At 66.8% G+C, this 20,114-nt stretch carries 25 protein-coding genes; 7 read left to right on the top strand and 18 right to left on the bottom strand.

Going from position 1 to position 20,114, the window contains the following annotated elements; genetic code table 11:
- Positions 1–8: 8 nt before the first annotated feature.
- A complete protein-coding gene (locus tag NGK62_RS13205) occupies positions 9–512 on the top strand; it encodes an acyl-CoA thioesterase (RefSeq protein WP_059377136.1) in 504 nt (167 codons plus the stop codon).
- A gap of 96 nt (positions 513–608) precedes the next feature.
- Here NGK62_RS13205 and NGK62_RS13200 read toward each other — a convergent pair whose 3' ends face one another.
- The 9 genes from NGK62_RS13200 to ssuE form a co-directional block, all read right to left on the bottom strand.
- Positions 609–1,616, bottom strand: coding sequence for a sterol desaturase family protein (locus NGK62_RS13200; protein WP_059377132.1), 1,008 nt, complete (start codon positions 1,614–1,616; stop codon positions 609–611).
- Positions 1,617–1,618: 2 nt separating this feature from the next.
- Positions 1,619–2,353 (bottom strand): polysaccharide deacetylase family protein, encoded by a 735-nt coding sequence (locus tag NGK62_RS13195; RefSeq protein ID WP_251879588.1) that lies wholly within the window; start codon positions 2,351–2,353, stop codon positions 1,619–1,621.
- A 127-nt stretch (positions 2,354–2,480) separates the two neighbouring features.
- Positions 2,481–3,461, bottom strand: coding sequence for a YVTN family beta-propeller repeat protein (locus tag NGK62_RS13190; protein ID WP_013391071.1), 981 nt, complete (start codon positions 3,459–3,461; stop codon positions 2,481–2,483).
- A gap of 174 nt (positions 3,462–3,635) precedes the next feature.
- Positions 3,636–4,484, bottom strand: a complete 849-nt coding sequence (locus NGK62_RS13185) for a DUF2950 family protein (protein ID WP_251878616.1) — start codon at positions 4,482–4,484, stop codon at positions 3,636–3,638.
- 23 nt (positions 4,485–4,507) lie between these two features.
- Positions 4,508–5,941: a DUF3300 domain-containing protein gene (locus tag NGK62_RS13180; RefSeq protein WP_251878614.1), complete on the bottom strand. Its 1,434-nt coding sequence runs from the start codon at positions 5,939–5,941 to the stop codon at positions 4,508–4,510.
- 122 nt (positions 5,942–6,063) lie between these two features.
- Entirely contained in the window at positions 6,064–6,279 is a 216-nt protein-coding gene (locus NGK62_RS13175) for a TOBE domain-containing protein (protein WP_054455309.1), read from the bottom strand.
- A gap of 63 nt (positions 6,280–6,342) precedes the next feature.
- Complete coding sequence (locus tag NGK62_RS13170; protein WP_118932334.1) at positions 6,343–7,239, bottom strand: ATP-binding cassette domain-containing protein; 897 nt, start codon at positions 7,237–7,239, stop codon at positions 6,343–6,345.
- Entirely contained in the window at positions 7,236–7,727 is a 492-nt protein-coding gene (locus tag NGK62_RS13165) for an ABC transporter permease (RefSeq protein WP_251878612.1), read from the bottom strand. Before NGK62_RS13165 ends, NGK62_RS13170 begins: the two co-directional genes overlap by 4 nt.
- A 3-nt stretch (positions 7,728–7,730) precedes the next feature.
- Positions 7,731–8,351, bottom strand: coding sequence for an NADPH-dependent FMN reductase (ssuE, locus tag NGK62_RS13160; protein WP_118932332.1), 621 nt, complete (start codon positions 8,349–8,351; stop codon positions 7,731–7,733).
- 239 nt (positions 8,352–8,590) lie between these two features.
- Here ssuE and NGK62_RS13155 point away from each other — a divergent pair, with 239 nt between their 5' ends.
- Positions 8,591–9,028: a universal stress protein gene (locus NGK62_RS13155; RefSeq protein ID WP_059377110.1), complete on the top strand. Its 438-nt coding sequence runs from the start codon at positions 8,591–8,593 to the stop codon at positions 9,026–9,028.
- Between the two features lie 18 nt (positions 9,029–9,046).
- Here NGK62_RS13155 and NGK62_RS13150 read toward each other — a convergent pair whose 3' ends face one another.
- The 4 genes from NGK62_RS13150 to NGK62_RS13135 form a co-directional block, all read right to left on the bottom strand.
- Positions 9,047–10,054 (bottom strand): 2Fe-2S iron-sulfur cluster-binding protein, encoded by a 1,008-nt coding sequence (locus tag NGK62_RS13150; protein WP_118932331.1) that lies wholly within the window; start codon positions 10,052–10,054, stop codon positions 9,047–9,049.
- Positions 10,055–10,066: 12 nt separating this feature from the next.
- On the bottom strand, positions 10,067–10,546 hold the full coding sequence (locus NGK62_RS13145) for a GlcG/HbpS family heme-binding protein (RefSeq protein ID WP_251878610.1): 480 nt from the start codon (positions 10,544–10,546) through the stop codon (positions 10,067–10,069).
- A 38-nt stretch (positions 10,547–10,584) separates the two neighbouring features.
- Positions 10,585–12,045 (bottom strand): aldehyde dehydrogenase family protein, encoded by a 1,461-nt coding sequence (locus NGK62_RS13140; protein WP_059377100.1) that lies wholly within the window; start codon positions 12,043–12,045, stop codon positions 10,585–10,587.
- A 178-nt stretch (positions 12,046–12,223) separates the two neighbouring features.
- A complete protein-coding gene (locus NGK62_RS13135) occupies positions 12,224–13,756 on the bottom strand; it encodes a hypothetical protein (RefSeq protein WP_059377097.1) in 1,533 nt (510 codons plus the stop codon).
- Positions 13,757–13,985: 229 nt separating this feature from the next.
- Between NGK62_RS13135 and NGK62_RS13130 the strand changes: the two genes are divergently transcribed.
- Entirely contained in the window at positions 13,986–14,729 is a 744-nt protein-coding gene (locus NGK62_RS13130) for a sulfite exporter TauE/SafE family protein (protein ID WP_251878608.1), read from the top strand.
- A gap of 78 nt (positions 14,730–14,807) precedes the next feature.
- Positions 14,808–15,527 carry a GntR family transcriptional regulator gene (locus tag NGK62_RS13125; protein ID WP_059377095.1) on the top strand — a complete coding sequence of 240 codons (720 nt, stop codon included), beginning with the start codon at positions 14,808–14,810 and terminating at the stop codon, positions 15,525–15,527.
- A 95-nt stretch (positions 15,528–15,622) separates the two neighbouring features.
- On the opposite strand, the gene NGK62_RS13120 is transcribed toward NGK62_RS13125, so the two are convergent.
- The 4 genes from NGK62_RS13120 to NGK62_RS13105 form a co-directional block, all read right to left on the bottom strand.
- Positions 15,623–15,973, bottom strand: a complete 351-nt coding sequence (locus tag NGK62_RS13120; RefSeq protein ID WP_041652092.1) for a 2Fe-2S iron-sulfur cluster-binding protein — start codon at positions 15,971–15,973, stop codon at positions 15,623–15,625.
- Positions 15,970–16,299, bottom strand: coding sequence for a ferredoxin (locus NGK62_RS13115; RefSeq protein WP_118932328.1), 330 nt, complete (start codon positions 16,297–16,299; stop codon positions 15,970–15,972). Before NGK62_RS13115 ends, NGK62_RS13120 begins: the two co-directional genes overlap by 4 nt.
- Before the next feature lie 5 nt (positions 16,300–16,304).
- Entirely contained in the window at positions 16,305–16,604 is a 300-nt protein-coding gene (locus NGK62_RS13110; RefSeq protein ID WP_054455328.1) for a 2Fe-2S iron-sulfur cluster-binding protein, read from the bottom strand.
- Between the two features lie 71 nt (positions 16,605–16,675).
- Positions 16,676–17,407, bottom strand: coding sequence for an iron-containing redox enzyme family protein (locus NGK62_RS13105; protein WP_054455904.1), 732 nt, complete (start codon positions 17,405–17,407; stop codon positions 16,676–16,678).
- A gap of 237 nt (positions 17,408–17,644) precedes the next feature.
- On the opposite strand from NGK62_RS13105, the gene NGK62_RS13100 reads away from it, so the two are divergent.
- Positions 17,645–17,860 (top strand): hypothetical protein, encoded by a 216-nt coding sequence (locus NGK62_RS13100; RefSeq protein ID WP_251878606.1) that lies wholly within the window; start codon positions 17,645–17,647, stop codon positions 17,858–17,860.
- Between the two features lie 51 nt (positions 17,861–17,911).
- On the opposite strand, the gene NGK62_RS13095 is transcribed toward NGK62_RS13100, so the two are convergent.
- On the bottom strand, positions 17,912–18,307 hold the full coding sequence (locus NGK62_RS13095; RefSeq protein ID WP_059377089.1) for a DUF2809 domain-containing protein: 396 nt from the start codon (positions 18,305–18,307) through the stop codon (positions 17,912–17,914).
- A gap of 124 nt (positions 18,308–18,431) precedes the next feature.
- Between NGK62_RS13095 and sorA the strand changes: the two genes are divergently transcribed.
- Together sorA and sorB are read left to right on the top strand one after the other, a co-directional pair.
- Complete coding sequence (gene sorA, locus NGK62_RS13090; RefSeq protein WP_118932327.1) at positions 18,432–19,667, top strand: SorA family sulfite dehydrogenase catalytic subunit; 1,236 nt, start codon at positions 18,432–18,434, stop codon at positions 19,665–19,667.
- 10 nt (positions 19,668–19,677) lie between these two features.
- Entirely contained in the window at positions 19,678–20,022 is a 345-nt protein-coding gene (gene sorB, locus NGK62_RS13085; RefSeq protein WP_059377085.1) for a SorB family sulfite dehydrogenase c-type cytochrome subunit, read from the top strand.
- The last annotated feature ends 92 nt before the right edge of the window (positions 20,023–20,114 follow it).

The raw sequence follows: 20,114 nt of genomic DNA, 5'->3' as shown, positions 1-20,114 counted from the left end.
CGCCCGCCATGGACGAAGCCTTTAGCCACCAATTGTCGATGACCATCCTGATGACGCCGGACATGGCGAATTTCTCAGGGAATGTGCACGGCGGAACCATCCTCAAGTACCTGGACCAGGTGGCCTACGCCTGTGCCAGCCGGTACGCCGGCCAATATGTGGTGACCCTGTCCGTGGACCAGGTCGTGTTCCGCGAACCCATCCACGTGGGCGAACTGGTGACTTTCCTGGCGGCGGTGAACTACACCGGCCGCACGTCCATGGAAATCGGCATCAAGGTCGTCACCGAGGACATCCGCAAGAAGCTCGTGCGCCATACCAACAGCTGCTATTTCACGATGGTTGCGGTGGATGAGCAGGGCGCGCCGACCGCGGTGCCGCCGCTGGAACCGCGCAACCTGGAAGAAAAGCAGCGCATGGAAGCCGCCCGGCTGCGCCGCGAACTACGCCAGGAAATGGAACGCAGGCACGGCGAGATCAAGCGGGAAACCACGCACGACGCGCAGCCCTGACACGGGATTCCCTGCCCGCCCAAAACAAAACGAGCCCAGCGGGCTCGTTTTTTCATGCGTGGTCTTTCATGCGCGGCCTCTGAGGCCAGACCGGCTTCAGGCGCGTTCCACCGAGGCCGGAGGCGACGGCGGCGCGGCGGCGGGTTCGCGGTCGCGGCCCACCATGCGCTTCAAGCCCAGCCACTGCTGCGACCAGAAACCGCGGCCGTAATCGCGTCCGCCCAGCTCCGCCTGCTGGTCATGGATGCCCGTGGGGCCGTAGCCCACGCCAAAACGGGCAGTGCGGAACAGCACGTCCCAGATGGGGAACAGCGCGCCGAAGTTGTAGCCGCCCACCGGTCCCGGCGACGAGGCGTCGTAGGCGATGGAGTGGTGGTGCCGGTGAAAGCGCGGACTGACCAGCAGGCGCTCGCCGATGGCGCCGAAATGCATGCGCAGGTTGGCGTGCGAGAAGCTCTGCGCCAACTGGGTGATGGCCACCACCATGACGAACTGCGCCGGCGGCACGCCCACCAGCTGCGACACGAACACCACCAGCACGTCGCGCAGCATGTCGTCCAGCAGGTGGTTGCGGTCGTCGCTCCACATGGTCATCTGGCGTTGGCTGTGGTGCACGGCGTGCAAGGCCCAGAGCCAGCCGAAACGGTGCTGGGCCCGGTGGTAGAAGTAGTCCACCGCGTCGAACAGCAACAGGTAGATGATCAGGCTGACCCAGGCCTTGTCCGTCACGCCGGGCCAGTACTGGTCCAGCTGGAACGGCGCGAACCCCCAGACGTGCAACTGGCCGAACACGCTATCCCATAGCGGCTCCACCGTGAAGAACAGCACCAGCCGGAAAGCGCCCAACCGGTGGATCAGCGTGTAGAGCACATCGATGCCGATCTGGCGGCGGTCGGTGACGGCCTCGACCGGACGCAGGCGCTGCAGCGGGCCGAACACCAGCACCAGCACGGCGACCTGCAGCAGGCCGACCAACAACCACATGGTGGCGTCGTAGCCGTCCTCGATGAAGTTGCTCATGCCCAGGTGGAACAGCGCGGGCTGAATCGCCGTTTCGAAGAGCCATTGCTGGCACTCTCCGAACAATTGACTAAGCGTATCCATGATCAATGATGCGTAGCGATCCAATCGCGGTAGGACGGATGCGTATCCAAGGTAGCAAAACAATAGCCCTTGCGCTGCAAACCTTCAATCAGCGGCTCCAGCACGGCCGGCGCCCAGGGGTCCTGGCGCGACCAGATGCCCAGGTGCGCCAGCAGGATGTCGCCGGGCTTGATGGTGCGCAGCGCCTGGTCCAGCAGGCGGGCGTTGGGGTATTTGTCGCTGGGCAGTTCGTCGCCCAGGAAACCGGCGGGCGCCCAGCCCACGTGCTCGAAGCCGCAGGCCTTGGCCGCCTTCAGCAGCGCGGGCGAGGTCTTGCCGCCCGGCGCGCGGTAGATCGGCAGCATGTTCTTGCCCGTCATCTGATGGAAACGGGTGACGGACCGCTTGATCTCGGCGCAATACTGCTCGGGCGTCCATTCGGCGCGCTTGCCCTCGTCCGGACCGGCGCTGGGCTTGACGCGGAACTTGCCGCCGGGGAGATCCGCCTGCCAATAGACGTGGTCGTAGGTGTGCGAGCCGAAGACATGGCCTTCGGCCGCGCGCGCCTTCCACCAGGGCGCCCACACGTCGTCCAGGCTGGAGCCGTCGGTCAGTGTGCGCTCGTTGGCCAGAAAAAACGTCACCTTGACGTTGTGTCGGGCCAGCACGTCGGCGATCAGCGGGGCCACGCCCATGTGGCCGGTATCGAACGTCAGGTAGACCGGTTTGTCGCAGGTAGCGGGCGCGGCCATTCCCATGGCGGGAAAGGCCAGCGCGAACACGACCGCCGCGCGGAGGCGTTTTGCCGCCGGGCCGTCCCAAGGCAAAACCGCCCCCTTGGGGGGCAGCGAGCCCGCGCAAGCGGGCGCGGCGTGGGGGCCCTTGCTACCGCGTGGGAGCATGGTTCAAGGTCCAGACGCCGTGGGGCGACTTGCCCACCGGCACCTGATTGACCACCTTTTTCTGCTCCAGGTCCACCACGGTGAGCTTGCGGGCCCAGCGCGAGGTGACCAGCAGGGTCTTGCCGTCGGCCAGCACGTCCATGCAGTCCGGACCGCCCGGCACCGGGAAGGTATCGGTGACGGCCAGCGTCTGCAGGTCGATGCGGCTGATGGAGTTGGCGGTGCGGTTGCTGACGAACAGGTGGCGGTGGTCGCCCTGCGCGCGGAAGGCATGGGCGCCCGCGGCGGTCTTGATGCGCGTCACCAGCTTGGCCGGGCCGTTGCTGACGTCGTAGGCCTCGACGTAGGAGTCGCCGGTCAGTGCCACCAGCAACGTCTTCTGGTCGGGCGTCAGGAACACGTCGGCGGGCGTCTTGCCCACCGACACCGTCCATTTCGGCGTCTGCGTGGCCAGGTCGATGGCGATGAGCTGATCGCTGTCCTGCAGCGTCACGTAGGCCGTGGTGCTGTTCTTGTCGATCATGATGTGGCTGGGCGTCTTGCCGGCCTGGATGCGCTTGACCAGCTTGAGGTCGAAGCCCTTTTCCAGCGGATGCCAGGAATAGATGTCGATGTGGTCCAGGCGGTTGGCCGCGGTCACGAACCACTTCATGTCCGGCGAGAATTGCAGCTGGTAGGGATCGACGATGCCGGTCAGCGTACGCTGCACTTCACCGGTCTTGGGATCCATCAGCGTGATCGAATCGCTGGTGGCGTTGGCCACCATGAGCGACTTTTCGTCGGGGGTCAGGTACAGGTGATGCGGCTCTTTGCCCGTGGGCACGCGCCGCAATTCCTTGTAGGTGGCCGGATCAACGATGCTGACGTTGGCGTCCAGGGAGTTCAGGACGAAAATCGGGGCCGAGGCGGCCGCGGCGCTAAGCGCCATCCCTACGCCGAACAGGGCGTAGCGGACAAAATGCATGGGGTTCAATTTCTAGGTCCGGCAAAGGGGTATCGGGCAGGGTCCCGGTGCTCGCCATTTTAGGCACAGCGGGCTGACAAAAGGGCATCGTGCCGTGCCAGCCGGACAAACGGACACGCCTGTTGCGACCCAGCAACAGGCGTACGCCGATTACTCCCCGAAAACCGGAAAAAATCATTTGCTGCCAACGGGTTGCACGTCGGCATCGGTCCAGGTTTCGGCACGGATATCGCGTTCCCGCAAGGCCGCGGCGCGCGCTGCGGACGAGGGTCCCAGGTCGGCCTCCAACACGCGCCCGTCGGGGCCGACGACGAAGGAGTCGATGCCGGTCTGCCCGTAACGCGCCGGCCACGCGACGATGTGATACGAGCCGCCGTCCGCGCCCGGTATCACCTTGTACCGGTAGCCGTAGTAAGCGTCGTCCAGCGGCACCTCCGGCCCCATGCTGAGCGCGTCCAAGCCATAGACCTGCTGCGGGGCGCCCGGCACCTCGGGCCAGTACAGCCCGTCGCGTTGTCCCGGACGGCTGACCAGGCGGCTCGCGTAGCGCCCCTGGCCCACGCCGTCCTTGTAACGACCTTGCGCGGCCTGCAGCTCCCGCAGGGTCTCGATGGCGGTCAGTTCGTTGCGGCCGATCGCGCGGCGGCGGATTTCCGCCGTGCCCGCCGCCGGGTCGAAACGCCAGCCCTGCCCGGCGCGCACGATGGGCACGGGCAGGGTCCAGCCCGAATCCCCGACCGCCAGCCAGGAACGGCCGCCATCGGCCACGATCTCGTGCTTGCGCGACCAGGCCGCCAGGAAACGGTAGATGTCGTCCTGCGCCACGCCGCCCGGCACGATCTTGCTGTGATTCGGCCCCAACACCTTGGCCAGTCCGTCGAGGTCGCCAGTGGCCATGGCGTCGACGAAGGCGTCGGCGGCGGCCTGCGGGCTCGGATACAGGCTTTGCGCCGCGGCGGGGGCCGCAAGGCCCAGCGCCAGCAGCGACGCGGCGCCCAGCGCGCGCAAACGAGCAATGGTCATGAGAGTTCCCTTGTCCATGGTGCTTATCTCCGGCCGCCGAAATGTCCGCCGCCGCCGCCACCACCACCGCGTCCGCCGCCTGCGTGTCCGCCGCCGCGCGGACCGCCGCCACCGCCGCCGCGGTTCATCTCGCTGCGCGTGTGCTGCTGCCGCATTTGGTCGCCGTTGCCGGCGCCGCTCAGCGCGTTGGCGCTATTGGAGGCGCGGCCACGATCGCGCGCGGCCGCTTCGTCGGCGCGCTGGCGCTGGGCTGCAGCTTGACGGTCCTGCGTGGACACGCTGTTGGACGGCCGGTTGTGCTGCGCCTGCCCGCCGCCTTGCGCCCGGTCGCGAGCCCCTTGCCCCCCCTGCCCGCCTTGTCCAGCCCGTTGTTGCCCTTGGCCTTGCCCGCGGTTCGCCGCAGCATCGCCTCGGCCCGCCCCCTGGCCGCGCCCCGCGCCCGGTTCGGCATGGCCGGGGATGGACTGCCCGGTGCGGCCTTCGAACGACTGCGCCGCGCGCTGGCGCGCGGCATCGCGGGAGTTCGGCGCTGCCGCCGCGCCCGGCGAGCGGCCGCCCTGGCCCTGCGCCCGGTTCTGCACGCCAGCCTGACGCTGGCTGTCGAAACGTTGGCGGCTGGCCTGGTCCGCATACGGGGTGTTGCCGCGGTTGGCCGGGTTGTGCTGCCAGGTGGTCCTGTTGTTGTTGTTGATGTTGTTGCGGTCGATTCGCTGGTTGACGTTGATGTTGTTGTAGCGATTGACGTCGATGTCGACGTCGTTATGCCCCCAATCGAACCCGCCCCACATGGAGTTGACCGCAGCCACGCCCAGGCCGAAGCCGATGCCGGCCACCAGCGAGGTGGCGAACACCGAACCCGGAGGCGGCGGGTAGTAGTAAGGCGGATAGGAGGGGTAGGCCCAGGTGCCGTACACCACCGTCGGGTTGTAGCTGGGCACGTACACGACCTGCGGATCGGCCGGCTCGATCACCACGACGGTCTTGTCGTTGGTCGTGCTGGAGGTGACCTTCTGCTGCGGCGTGCTCTTCAGGTTGCCGGCCTTCTGCGCCTGGACGCGCAGCCGCTGGACCGAATCCATGACGGCGTCGGGCTGCGCCAGGAAGGCGTCGCCCACGGATTTCACCCAGTCCGGCTGGCGGCCCATCATGTCCATGACCGAGGGGAAGGCCACCAGGGATTTGACGCTGGGATCCCAGGATTCGCCCTCGACCGCCTTGACGGCCTGGTCGCCGGATTCCGAGGTATGCGCGGCCGACCATTTGGCGGCCGCCGCGACATCGTCGGGGTAGGTCGCGCCCATGAGGATTTGCGAGAGCAGCGAATCCGGATACAGCGCCACGGGCGCCATCAATTGATCCAGTTGCGCGTTGTCCAGCTTGGTCTGCGCCGTGGCGGGAAGGCACACAGCCAACCCCAGGCATAACCAGCCGATGAACCATCGTTGCAGTCGACGCATTTTCCGTTCTCCGTGAATCGCCAAGCGTAAAGCCACAAGCCAGGAGGAACTGCCGGATATCGCGCTGACAATATATGCCTAACCCCGGCGCAGGGGAAGCGCCGGCGCTGATCTGCTTCGGTTCACAGTTTGGCGACGGAAACCTCGGTCGCCTTGACGAAAGCCAGCACCTCGGTGCCGACCTCCAAGCCCAGTTCCTTGACCGACCGGGTGGTGATCACCGAGGTCACGATGCCGGCCGGCGTATCCACGTCCACCTCGGACACCACCGGACCCAGGATGATCTCCTTGATCTTGCCGCGGAACTGGTTGCGGGCGTTGATGGATTGAATGCTCATGGTCTTGCTCCTGGAGTGAAGAGCGGCGTCATGCCGCCCATGGGGGAATCGCCGAGCGCGGTCTCAGACCGCCAGCCGCAGGTGTCGGATCTGGATGACGGGCGCCAAGGGCCGCGCGGCGTCCGGCGTGTCTTGCAGACGCAACGCGGCGCGCAGCACGCGGGCCTCCAGCGCGGCGAATGCGGCCGAGCCGCGCACCCGAGGACGCGCCAGGCCGACGCGCTCGTCCAGCGCCACGCCGCCTTCGTCCAGCACCAGGATGCGATCCGCCACCGCCACGGCCTCGGCCGCGTCGTGGGTCGCCAGCACGGCGGTAAATCCCTGCCGGCGCCAGATATCCTCCAGCAGCCGCTGCGCCTCGATGCGGCTCAGCGCGTCCAGCCCCTGAAACGGTTCGTCCAGCAGCAACAGGCCGGGACGGCGCGCCAGGGCCCTGGCCAGCGCCACGCGCTGGCGCTGCGGCTCGGACAACTGCGCGGGCCAGTCGCCGCCGCGGCCGTCCAGGCCCACCTGGCGCAACGCTTCGGCCGCCTGCGCCGTGCCGGGCAGGCCCAGGGCGACGTTGTGCAGCACGGTCTTCCAGGGCAGAAGGCGCGCGTCCGGCAGCAGGAGGCGCACGCGGCCGTCACGCTCCCAGACGGGAAAATTGTCGAACAGCAGCGGCGGACGGGCCGGCTCGCCGCCCTGCTCGCCGCTGGGCGCGAGCTTGCCGGCCAGCAGATGCAGCAAGGTGCTCTTGCCGCTGCCTGCGCGCCCGACCACGGCCACGAACTCGCCGGCCGCAATCTCCAGGTCCAACGCCTGCAATGCGATGCGGTCGCCATGGCGCTTGGCGAGCTTGCGCAAGGTTACGCGCAGCGCAGTTCGCGGCTCGGCCTCGGGCATTTCGTCCGGCTCCGTACGCTGGCGCACGTCCAGGTGCTGCAACAGTTCGAACTCATTGGGATTGATGAACATCATCGCGGCCTCCAGCGCAGCAGCCAGCGCTCCAGCGCGCTTACCAGCGCCCCCGAGCCCAAGCTGAGGACCGCGTAGAGCGCAATCGCCAGCAGCAGGATCGTCACGCCCGGCGGACCGTTGCCCAGCCATTGCGGAATTCCCGGCGCAGTCGGCGTCGCGAACAGTTCCAGTGCTATCAGGGTCAGCCATAGCAGTCCCAGCCCCTGCCTCAAGCCCGTCAGGATGAACGGCAATGCGCCCGGCAGACGCACATGCCAATAAAGAGACCAGCCGCTCAGGTCATGGGACCGGCCGGTGTCGACCAGCGCCGGATCCGCCGCGCGTATGCCGCGCACCGCCTGGTACAGGAGCGGCGCAAGCAGGCTCAGCGCCGGCAGCGCCTGCCTGGCCGTCTCGCTGCCGCCCAGCCACAGCGCCGCGAGCAACGCGCCTCCCAGCCAAGGCAAGGCCGGCGTGTCGGGAGCGGCGCGGACGCGGGTTCGGCGCATCGGTCAGACGCTGAAGCCGCCCGCTAGCGCGAGCCGGCCCAGATCGTAGGATGGGTTGGAAACGGCGGCGCGCGGCAATACCAGCTCGGACAGGCGCTCCACCGAGTCCTCCAGCCGCCGGCGGACTTCCCCGTCTATCTCGCCCGCGCCGAACTCGTCCACGCGTACCTGGGTATCGGTGGCGTAGACGCCCGCCAGGATGTGGCGCGCACCCAGCGCCGACAGCACGGGCTTCAAGCCGTACTCCAGCGCCAACAGATGCGCCGGGCTGCCGCCCGTGGCGATGGGCAACACCACCTTGCCGGCCAGCGCCTTCGGATCCAGCAGGTCCAGTACCGCCTTCAACCCGCCGGAAAAGGAGGCCTGATAGACCGGCGAGGAAATCACGACCGCATCTGCCGCCGCCACGCGGGCACGCAGCGCGTTGGCCGCGGCGCCGGCGTAATTGCCTTCTATCAGGTCTTCGGCGGGGATATCGCGCAAGCCCAGTTCGCCCACGCTCAACCCGCGCGGCTGCAGGATCCCGGCGGCGTGCCGCAGCAGCACCGCGGAACGGGAGCGCTGCGACGGACTGCCGGCGATGGCGAGTACACGGGCGTGAGCCTGGTGACGTGGCGATGACATGGAAGGTTGTTTGCGGCTGTTGGTTCAAGGAGTCGAACCGATTCTGTCATCGCCGCGCTGCGTCGAAAAATACTTAGTCGATATGAGGTTATGTTGAAACGCAGGTTCGGCCGCTTTGGGAAATATACGAAAAACACAGCCCGCTCTCTCGTCCGTATGCAGGACTGGCTTGCACCAGGCGGCGAGCCTATACTGGATTGGCTAGTTGCTCCCGATTCCTTTTCGAAAGGAGAGGCAACATGTATAAGCACCTGCTCGTCGCCGTGGACGGCTCCCTGCTGTCTGAATCGGCTTTCAAGCGCGCTCTTGTTTTCGCCAAGGAAATGGGAGCCACCATCACGCTCATCCGCGCCATTCCGGAGGACCATCTGCTGGTCTACCAGGCCGAAATGCTGGGCACCACGCAGGCGCACCACACCGACCAGGCGCGCAAGAACGCGCAAACCTACCTGGACAACCTGGAGATGGAAGCGCGCCACGCGCTGGTGCCGTGCAACGCCGTGGTCACGGTCAACGACCATCCGCACGAAGCCATCGTCGAGGCGGCGCAGAACCAGGGCTGCGACCTGATCATCATGGGTTCGCACGGTCGCCACGGCATGACGGGCTTCTTGCTGGGCAGCGAAACCCAGCGCGTGCTGGCGCGCACCCGACTGCCGGTGCTGGTGTACCGATAATCCGGCAGGCGCGGCCGTTCAGGCGGCGGCCAGCGCGTGCTGGAAGGTAAAGCTGTCGGAATACATGTGGTCCAGGCTGGCGCCGCGCGCGGCCAGCAGGCTCTTGGCTTGGTGGATCATGTCCGGCGCGCCGCACAGGTAAAAGGCGTGCTCGGACAGATCCTGGTGGTCTTCCAGGACCGCCTGCTGCACGTGGCCGCGGCGGCCCTGCCAGTCCGCGCCCGCGCGCGACAGCACCGGCACGAAGTTGAATTCGTACAGCCGCCCTGCCCAGCTTTCGATTACGTCGCGCAGGTAGAGGTCGGCCTCGGTGCGCATGCCCCAGTAGAGCGTGACGGGCGGGCAGTCCTCGTTGTCCAGCAGCGATTCCAGGATGGCCTTGATCGGCGCGATGCCCGTGCCGGTGGCCATCATGATGAGCGGCCGCCAGTCTTCCTCGTGGTAGCTGAACACGCCCAGCGGCGCTTCGATCTCCATGCCGGCGCCGGCTTGCGCCTGGCCCAGCCACTGGTCGGTGTAGCGGCCGCCTGGAATGCGGCGCACGTGGAAATCCACCAGGTTGCCGGCGGGCGCCGAAGCCATGGAAAAGCTGCGCGTCTCGCCGTCGGGCAGCACCACGTTCATGTACTGGCCCGGCACATACTCCAGGCCCGCTTCGGGCAGCGCCAGCGTCAGGTGGATGACGTCGTCGCAATACCGTTCGATGCGGTGGATGGTGGCGGGCAGGCGGCGCGGTTCGGGAAACGACTGCCGGCTGCTGGCCACGCTGATGCAGAGATCGCCCAGCGGCCGGGCCTGGCAGGCCAGCGCGTAGCCTTCGGCCGCTTCTTCGGGCGTCAGGGCCATGGGGAACTCTTCATACTCCACGGCGCCGGACTCCAGCTTGATGCGGCAGGTGCCGCAGCCGCCGAAGGTGCACTCGTGCGGCAGCTTCACCGCCGAGCGCTCGGCGGCCTGCAGTACGGATTCGCCTTCTTCGACCTGGAACGATTCGTCGGTTTGCAGGATGTGCACGCGGTATGCCATGGCCGGCCTCGCTTATTTCTTGATATCCGCCTCGACCAGCACTTTCATGCCGCGCGGCTCCAGCAGCGCCGCCAGCGCGGCAAGCGCGGCCAGGCCGGCCTTGGTGTCCTGTTCGCCGTTGCCGCCGCTCAGGCCCACGCCCCCGATCACCTCGTTGTTCACCACGATGGGAAAGCCGCCGACGAACACGGCGAACTTGCCGTCAAAGCTCCACTGGATGCCGAAGGCCTCGTTGCCAGGCAGCGCCGGACCGTTGGGCGGAGTGTTGAACAGATGGGTGGAACGCTTGTGCCCGGCGGCGGTAAAGGCCTTGTTCCAGGCGATCTGCGGGCCGGTGATGCGGGCGCCGTCCATGCGCTCCAGGGCGATGGGATAGCCGCCGTCGTCGACGATGCAGATCGACTCCCGCACGCCGATTTCCTCAGATTTTGCGATGGCCGCGCGGACCATCACGCGCGCTTCTTCCAGTTCCAGACGATAGACCTGCTTCATGGGGATACCTCTTCTGCTTGCGATTGGGAGCCGCGGCCTCAGCCGGCGCGGTAGACGGTCTTGATCTGCGTGTAGAACTCCAAGCCCACCCGCCCCGATTCGCGGAACGTGGAGGTGCTGGAATGCTTGAGCCCGCCGAACGGCGCGTTGATCAGGTTGCCGGTGGTGGTCCGGTTGATCTTCACCGTGCCGGCCTGGATGTCGCGGGCGAAGCGGTGCGCATAGCGCGCATCGGTGGTGGCGATGGCGGCCGACAGGCCGTATTCGGTGTCGTTGGCCTTGGCGATGGCGTCTTCGTAGCCGTCCACTTCGATCAGCGCGATCACCGGGCCGAAGATCTCTTCGCGGGCGATGCGCATCTGCTGCGTGACGTCGGTGAAGAGCGCCGGCGACACGTAATAGCCGCGCTCGAACCCGGCGCCCGTCAGGCGGTCGCCGCCGTACAGGTGGGTGGCTTCCTGCTTGCCTGCCGCCACATAGCCCAGCACGTTGTCCAGCTGCTTGGCCGTGGCCAGCGGCCCCAGGTCGAAGTTGCCGTCCAGGCCGTTGCCGATGGTCAGCGCCTTGATGCGGGCCAGCAGCTTGTCGGTGTAGGCCTGGCGCACGCGCTTGTCCACCAGCACCCTGCTGGTGCCGGTGCAGGCCTGGCCGCTGAGTGAAAAGCCGCCCTTCACCGCCAGGTCCACGGCGCGGTCCAGATCGGCGTCCGCCAGCACGATCAACGGGTTCTTGCCGCCCAACTCCATCTGCGTACGGGTGGTCAGGCCCGCGGTCCGGTGGATCTGCTCGCCCGCGGCAGTGGAGCCGGTAAAGGAAATGGCCCGCACCGCGCGCGCGCCGGTAATGGCCTCGCCCACCGCGCCGGCCGGGCCGGTCAGGAAGTTCAGCACCCCGGCCGGCAGGCCGGCTTGGACGAAGGCTTCGGTCAGGCGGTAGCCCGACATGGGCGCGTCGGACGAGGGCTTGAACACCACGGTGTTGCCCGTGATGAGCGCCGGGGCGATCTTGCGGGCGGGAATGGAGATGGGGAAGTTCCAGGGGGAAATCACCGTCACCACCCCCAGCGGCTCGCGCTGGCTGTAGACCACCATGTCCGGGTCGTCATTGGGATAGGTCTCGCCCGTGAAGGACTGCCCCTCCACGGCGTAGAAGCGGATCGTCTGCGCCGAACGCAGCACCTCGTCCTTGGCCAGGTTCAGGCTCTTGCCCTCTTCCCGAGTCAGTTCGCGGGCGATGTCGTTGGCATGGTCTTCCAGGTACTGGGCCGCGCGGAACAGGATGGCGGCGCGCTTGGAAATCGGGGTATCGCGCCAGCCGGCGAAGGCGGCTTCGGCGGACGCCACCGCCTGGCGGGCGTCTTCCGCGTCCGACACCTGGAAACGGCCCACGATATCGCTGGTGTCGGCCGGGTTGATGTTGGGCGCCGTCTTGCCGGTGCCGCTGGGCACCCAGCTGCCGCCGATGTGGTTCAGGAATGTTTGCTGCGAGAGGTCGTCCACGGGAGCTCTTCCTTAATCTGCGCCCGGCTGGCCGCGATTGCCTGGGCGGGTTGGCTTATGAACATTGTATACTTTAATCAATATGGATCGATACGTGTAAACCCCTGCTTCAGGGCGGGCCCCCCCCCTGGAAAAAAGGGTCCCCGCAGGGACCCCAAAGCAGCACCACATACAGGTATCAGCTCCAGATCAGCACGGCGCAGATCGTCGAGACGAATAGCGCCAGCAGCACCGGCAACAGCAGGGCGCGCACCAGCGACAGCACGTTGACCCGCGCAAATCCCGCCACCGCGATGAGCGAGGACCAGGCGATCAGCGTGCCGCCACCCGTCCAGACCGCACCCATCTGCCCCACCGCCGCCAGCGTCGCCGGGTCCACACCCACCACCGGCCCCAGGGCGCCGGACAGGGTGCCGGTCAAGGGCAGGCCCGCGAAGCCTGAACCGTCGATGCCGGTGATCATGCCGACCAGCAGCACGCCAAAGGCCACCAGGAAATGGTTTTCGGGAATCAGGTGCTGGCCGGCGGAAATCACCTCGAACAGCAGGCCCGGCGCCTGCGCTTGCGGCACGCCCAGGATCTGCGCGGCGGTCTCATTGGCGCCCACGAAGAAGAAGCCCGCGATCGGCAACACCGAGCCCATGGCCTTGAAGGCGAACACGAAGCCGTCGGTGACGTGCTCCGGACAGACGTCCAGCATCTTGCGCGGGCCTTCCGCGGCCAGGGTCACCAGCATCATCACAACAAAGGCCACCCCGCCCACCAGCGCCGCCGCGTCGCCGCCGCGCAGCGCGGGCAGGGACGGGAACAGGCGCGGCAGCACCATGACCGCGATCACGGCCAGAAAGGCCAGCGGCGTCACGACGGCAAAGGTCTTGGACCAGCGCACGCGGCGACGCTCTTCGTCGCTCAGGGCCGGGCCGCTGGGTAGCGCGGGGTCCGCGCCCATGGTGCCGCGGGCCAGCTCGGCCTTGTCGAACGAGCCGGACTGCTCGATGCGGGCCAGGCTGCCGTCCTGCGCCCGTGCCTGCCAGGCGGACAGGAGCCCGGCGTCGGCCGGCACGATGTGCTTGCGGATCAGCAGGTAGGCGGCCACCAGCGCGACCCCGCCGGTGATGAGCGACAGCACCAGCGCGCGGTCCGCGACCACGGCGGCGCTGACCGCCGCCCCGGCGGCCTTGGCGCTGATGCTGGGCGCCACGCCGATCACGTAGTCCGAGGACAGCGCCATGCCCTGTCCGGCGATGGCGATGGCCATGGCGCCCGCCAAGGGCGGCAGGCCCGCCGCGATGGCAGCGGGCAGCAGGATGGCCGACACCAGCGGCACCGCAGGCGTGGGCCAGAAGAACAGCGAGATCACATAAGTACAGAGAGCGATGATCAGAAAGGACGAATGTCCGCCCCGCATGACGCGGCGAAACGGCTGCACCATGCGCACGTCCGCCTGCAGGGTTTTCAGCGCGTTGAGCAGCGCCGTCATGAAGGTGATCACCAGGAAGATGTTGAACAGCTCCTTCGCAGCCACGAAGCTGGCCGAGAAAATGCCGATCAGGGCGCTGATCGGATTGCCCGTGATGGCAAGCACCACCAGAAAGGTGCCGATCACCGACGGCACCACCACGTTGGCCCGCAGAATCATCGTCAGGATGATGGCGGCCACGCTGATCAGGTACATCCAATGAGCAGCGTTGAGCACTACGTCCGCTTGCATGTGCTATTCCCCTTGTATGCGTGGCTGTTATGGCGCCACGTTCGGTATACTATATTTCGTTTGTAGCCATACCAATCAAAATATGCAGCGCCTAGGGAAAGCGATAATTCTGAAAAACCCATGAATAACGCCTAAAAATCAGGGGATTACCCTAGTTTTTGCAGCATCTCATGAAATTCAGAAAAATCCTGGATAGACTATCGTATACATAGTAACGATTAAGCCGGGCATGACATCCTCCCTGCCGTACCCCGATCTCCTCCAGTACGCCACCATGGCCGCCGTGGTGTTCGGCGCCGCGATCGCACAGGGCGTGGGCGGCGTGGGCTTCGCCATGTTCGCCGCGCCGGTGGCGGCCATGTTCTTCCCGCAACTGGCGCCGGGGCCGCTCTTGACGCTGGGCGGTTTCATTTCGCTGTTGACCGCGTTGCGCGAGCGGGCCGCCATCGACTGGCCTTCGGTGTCCTACGCGCTGGCGGGCCGCGCCGTCGGCACGTTGATCGCGATCTACGCCATGACGCGCTTCGCGCCGCAGGCGTTGGGGGTGCTGTTCGCCGCCCTGATCCTGGTGGCCGTGGCGCTGAGCGTGGCCGGCCTGCACTTTTCCGCCACGCCCGGACGCGTGTCCGGCGCGGGCGTGGCCTCGGGCATCATGGGCACCATGACCTCGGTGGGCGCGCCGCCCATCGCCATCGTGATGCAGCACGCGGCGCCGCCGCGCCTGCGCGCCACCCTGGGCATGGTGCTGTTCCTGGGATCGATCTTCTCGCTGGCCATGCTGGCATGGGCCAAGCGGTATACGGGCTATCACGCCGGGCTGGCGCTCAGCCTGGCGCCTTTCCTGCTGGCCGGTTTTGCGGTCTCCAACCGGCTGCGCCACCGCCTGCCGCCGCGCGCGGTGCGCAGCGTGCTGCTGGCGGTATGCGCCTTGGGCGCGCTGGGCGTGCTGGCCAAGGCTTTTTGGGGACACTGATGCGGCGCCCCGCCAAGCCATGCAGCTACACCCGGTAATACAATGGAGACTGTATCCATTACGCCAAACCTGCTCGCCATGACAACCTCACCCGTCAGCCCGCAAGCCGCAGCAACGCAGCATTCCGCCTCGCTGAAGATCGGCGAGCAGCATCCGCAGTTGTTTGCCGTCATCCGCGACAAGCTGCGCGAGCGCATCCTCAGCGGCGAGTTCACGCCCGGCGACCGCCTGGTCGAAGGTCGCCTGTCCGAAGAAATGGGCGTGTCGCGCATCCCGGTGCGCGAAGCGCTGCGCGCCCTGGCCGCCGAAGGCCTGGTGACCATCGAGCCGCGCCGCGGCGCGTCCGTGTCGGTGCTGTCCGACGCGGTCGCCTACGACATGGTGGAAGTGCGCGCCACGCTGGAAGGCCTGAACGCCAAGCTCGCGGCGCAGCGCCGCGATGAGAAAACCGTGGAACGCCTGCAGGCCTTCCTGCGCGAAGGCACGGAAGCCGCGCGCAGCGAACAGCTGGACAAGTTCCTGGCGCTGAATTCCCAGTTCCATGAAATGCTGGCGACCATCGGCGGCAACGTGGTGCTGACCGACCTGATGCGTTCGCTGCGCGATCGCACCGCGCTGCTGTTCGCGCCCAGCAACATGCTGCGCGCCAAGCAGAACTGGGATGAGCATTCCCAGATCCTCAATGCCGTCATCGCCGGCAACGGCGACCTGGCCGCGCTGCTGGCCAGCCAGCACGTGCACAACGCCGCCAAGGCCTATACGGAAGCGCAGCAGCAGCCGCACGCGTCGGTGGCCTGACCCGGCGACACGCCAGAAGCTGACAGCGCCGCGACGGCCGCGCGGCCAGGGGCCTTGGCTACCGGCCGCGGCCTTGCAGCCCGCGGCAGCAACCCTCAGGTCGCTGCTTCCACCGGATCGGACGCCGCGCCGACCACCACGCCCTTGCCATTCTGGATCACCCACGAGACCTTCACGTCGCCATTGACGAAGGTCTGGCAGGCCATGCGGTAGCCGGCCTCGAAGTCTTCCGGACGGAGGTGCTTGCGCTCCTTCGGCTTGATGGCGTCGGTGTTTTCCAGCCCTTCCTCGATGCGGCACTTGCAGGTGCCGCACAGGCCGCCGCCGCACTTGAAGGGAATGCCGCCTTTTTCCTTGAGCGACACGCGCAACAGATTGCTGTTCTCGGGCGCCGTGGCGACCAGGCCGCCATTGGAGATGAATGTGATCTGGACCATGTTGTTCAGTGCTCCGCGGCGACCGCGCCCGGGCGCAGCGTCAAGGTCGATTCCATGCTGCCGAAGCGCGTCAGGTGAGCCAGTTCCTTGCGGGCCGCTTCCACTGACGCGAACTTCTCCAGGAATTTGGAAGGCACGCGATTGACCACGTAGGGCGGCGTTTCCTCGGTGACGATGAGCTTGGTTTCGCCATGCAGGCGGGCGATGCGGTAGACGGCCAGCGCGCGGCCGTAGAACGCGTAATCGTAGGTTTCAAGGATATCCACCGCGCCGTCGTCGGCTTCCGTGCGGAACACGCCGGGCTTGGTGGTCAATATGACGTACACCGGGTCCATGGCCGCTATGCCTCCACGTCCTGGACCAGCTCGATGTCGCTGGTGAGCCAAAGCTGGCACGCCAGCCGGTAGCCCTGGTCGATGCGTTCGCCCAGCTGCTTCTTTTCCTTCCAGTTGACCGGCGGCAAATGCTCGGCCCCGGCCAGCACGCGGCAGGCGCACTTGGCGCACTTGCCCATGCCGCATTCGTAGCGCAGATGCGGATACGGAAACTGCTTGATGCCGGCCCGCACCACCAGATTGGTGTTGTCCTTCACCACGTCGGTGTAGGTCTGGCCGCCCTTATGAAACACGATGGTAGGCATGGATTTTCTGCTCTGGGTTCTGCGGGGCCGCGGCCGTCCGGCGCTCGGCGCCAGACGGTCTTGCGGTGTGCTCAGGCGGCAAGGCCCAGTTCAGGCAGCGTGATTTCCTGCTGCACGTAGTCGGTGTAGAGCGCGGTCGTGTACAGCAGCCGCATCTGCGCGCCGATCTCGCAGATCTTCAGGCAGCGCTGTTGCAGGTCCACCGTGTTGGCGTGCTCCAGCACGATCTGGTAGCCGCGTTCGCCGTGGATTTCGTCGGACACGATATGCAGGTCGAAGAACTCCACTTCCTCGTCGGTGAAGCCGTACTTCTCGCGCAGGGTCGGGGTCTGCTTGCGGTAGATGGACGGCACCTGCGATTCCAGGCCCACCACCAGCCCGGCCACCGCCACGATGGGATCCTCGCGCATGGCCACGGCGTAGCACCAGCTCTGCAGGGCGCGGGTGGTGGGCGACATGTTGTCGGGGTTGGTGACGCGTTCGCGGGTGGTGCCGCAGGCTTCGGCAAAACGGATCAGCAGGTCCGTGTGGCGGTCGCCGCCGATTTCCTCTTCATACATATTGGCCAGCAGGAAGTCCTTGGCCTCGGTGTAGGAATCAGGCGTGCGTGCGTACAGGTAGCCCAGGTAGTCGGCGAACGGGCCCACGTAGTGGTAGTGGTTCTCGGCCCAGCGCTGCAGATGCTGGCGGCTGAGCTTGCCTTCTGCCCAGGCGATGGAAAAGGGCGAAGCGTTGGCGCTCTTGCCCTTGATCGCGTTTTCCAACGCGGTACGGAATTCATCTCGGTTCATCAGTTCAGCCATGACGCGCTCCAGGTCCAGTGGTGAAGACTCCAGGCTGGTCTAAGCCCGGGCATGATGCACATTGTATACCGTCTACTATTTTGAACTGCTAGGGCAATCCCGGAGATCGGCCAGATGTTGCCCAATAAACAGGGACAGTCTTTATGGATCAATGACTTGCCGTGCGTAAGCGGGGGTTGGCCGGAATGCGTGCACGCTGGTACAATGAATACACTTTCAATGCAATACGGAAATACCATGAATACCCGCCATCCCCTGGGAGACGCCCCGATCGGTCAACAACTGCTGACGCATTACGCCCGCCGCGATGCCGTGCGCCACGCCACGCCGCTGTTTCCTTCGTCCTGGGCCGAGCTCTTCGCGCCGTTTCACAATGCCCGCTTGCAGCCGCTGCGCGCGACCAAGCCCGCCGCGCGCGCGCACGACGACGCGCCGGTCTGCCAGGCAGGCTGATTCCCGGTTGGAGGCCCGGCGCGTTCGGCCGGGCAGAAAGATGAAAAGCGCCTAGGCGCCGCGCAGCGCGGCGTCCCGCCGCCGGTTCCAGGCGGCCAGCGCCAGCACCAGGAAGAATCCCAGCGTATAGGCCAGCATGTCCCACCAGTCGGGCACGCTGCCCAGGATCACGCGCAATACCGGCTGCTCCAGCCGCCAGCCGAAATGCCGGGCCAGGTACTGCCCCAGTTCCACCGCGTAGCCGGTGAACAGCGCGGCCAGCGCCAGCGGCAGCACGTCCGCGCGGATGAAGCTGCGATACACCAGATAGGCCCAGCCCACCGCCACCACGTCGCCCACGAAGCCCCGCAACAGGGGATAAGGCGCGCCCAGGGTGGCGATCAGCGCTTCCAGCGCGGTTACGGCCAGCAGCGCGGCAAAGGCGCGCTTGTTGAAGGTCAGGATCATCGGTGCGGAAAACGCGGAAATTGAAACGGGCAGCGCGGACGTTAACGCATTTGTCAGGCCACCGCGCGTAGGCTCGTCTGAACGCGCCGGGGCAGGGCGCTGACAAGAACGAGGAGACACCAAGATGAGCACATTCGACCCGAATGGGCGCCGGCGCTTCCTGCGCCAGGCCTGTACGCTGGGCGCCACCGGCACGCTGGCCGGCCATGCGCTGACCAGCCTGGCGGCGCCGGCCACCGTCACCCTGCCGTTCGCCAACGGCGAGCGCGACCTGATCGCCTATCCGCAGAAGCGGCCCCTGATCCGCCAGACCTCGCGCCCGCCGCAGCTGGAAACGCCGTTCGCGGTCTTCAATGAAAACATCATCACGCCCAACGACGCGTTCTTCGTGCGCTACCACCTGGGCAATATTCCCACCGCCATCGACCTGAACACCTACCGCATCAAGGTCAGCGGGCTGGTGGACAAGCCGCTGGAGCTGTCGCTGGCCGATCTGAAGCAGCAATTCGGCAAACCGGTGGAGCTGGTGGCCGTCACCCAGTGCTCGGGCAACAGCCGCGGCTTCTTCGCGCCGCGCGTGGGCGGCGGGCAGTCGGGCAACGGCGCCATGGGCAATGCCCGCTGGCTGGGCATCCCGCTCAAGCGCGTGCTGGAGAAAGCCGGCATCCGCGCCGGCGCGCGCCAGGTGACGTTCGAGGGCATGGACCGCCCGGTGCTGCCCGGCACGCCGGAATTCGTCAAGGCGCTGGACGCCGCCCATGCGCTGGACGGCGAGGTCATGCTGGCCTATGCCATGAACGGCGCCGACCTGCCCATGCTCAACGGCTATCCCGTGCGCCTGGTGGTGCCGGGGTACTACGGCACCTATTGGGTCAAGCACCTGGCCGACATCAAGGTGCTGGATAAGGAGTTCGACGGCTTCTGGATGCAGAAAGCCTACCGCATTCCCGACAACGATTGCGCCTGCACGCCCCCGGGCAAGGCGCCGGAAAAAACACGCCCCATCGGCCGCTACAACGTGCGCAGCTTCATCACCAGCCTCGCAGAAGGCGCGCGCGTCGCCCGCGGCAAGCCGGTGCAGGTGCGCGGCATCGCCTTCGACGGCGGCAAGGGCATACGCGAAGTCCAGTTCTCGTCGGACGGCGGCAAGACCTGGCAGGCCGCCAAACTGGGCCGCGACCTGGGCCGCTACTCCTTCCGCGAATGGCACGCCGATTTCACACCCAAGGCCGCCGGCGACTACATGCTGAAGGTCCGCGCCACCAACACGGCCGGCGAAACCCAGCCGCTGGACCCGCTGTGGAACCCGGCCGGCTACATGCGCAACGTGGTCGAAGCCGTCCGCGTCACCGCCGCCTGAGGAGAGCGCCATGAACCGCCATTTCCGTCGCTGCCTGCCGGCGCTCGCGCTGGGCCTCGCCTGTTTGGCCCCGGCCGCCCAGGCCCTGGAGATCAAGCTGCCCCAGGAAACCGCCACCCTGCATCCCGGCACGGGCGCGGGGGCCCAGCATGCGGCCCTGTGCCTGATGTGCCATTCGGTGGACTATGTATCGTCGCAGCCGCCCATGCCCCTGGGCTTCTGGGACGCCGAGGTCAAGAAGATGGTGGGCACCTACGGCGCCCCCATTCCCGCCGACCAGGTGCCGCTGATCGTGGAATACCTGAACCAGGCCTATCCGCCGGCCCCTGCGCCGGCCCCGGCCGCCAAGCAATAGGCGGCCCCTGGCAGCAGCCCCCGGGGCGGTGCGCGGCCGCCCTGCGGTGGCGCGCGCGCTCCCATCGACCGCTGGCTTAGGCGTACCATTAC

Source organism: Achromobacter sp. Marseille-Q4954 (assembly GCF_943737025.1).
Lineage (GTDB): Bacteria > Pseudomonadota > Gammaproteobacteria > Burkholderiales > Burkholderiaceae_B > Achromobacter > Achromobacter bronchisepticus_A.
This window is presented reverse-complemented; position numbering and strand designations above follow the sequence as displayed.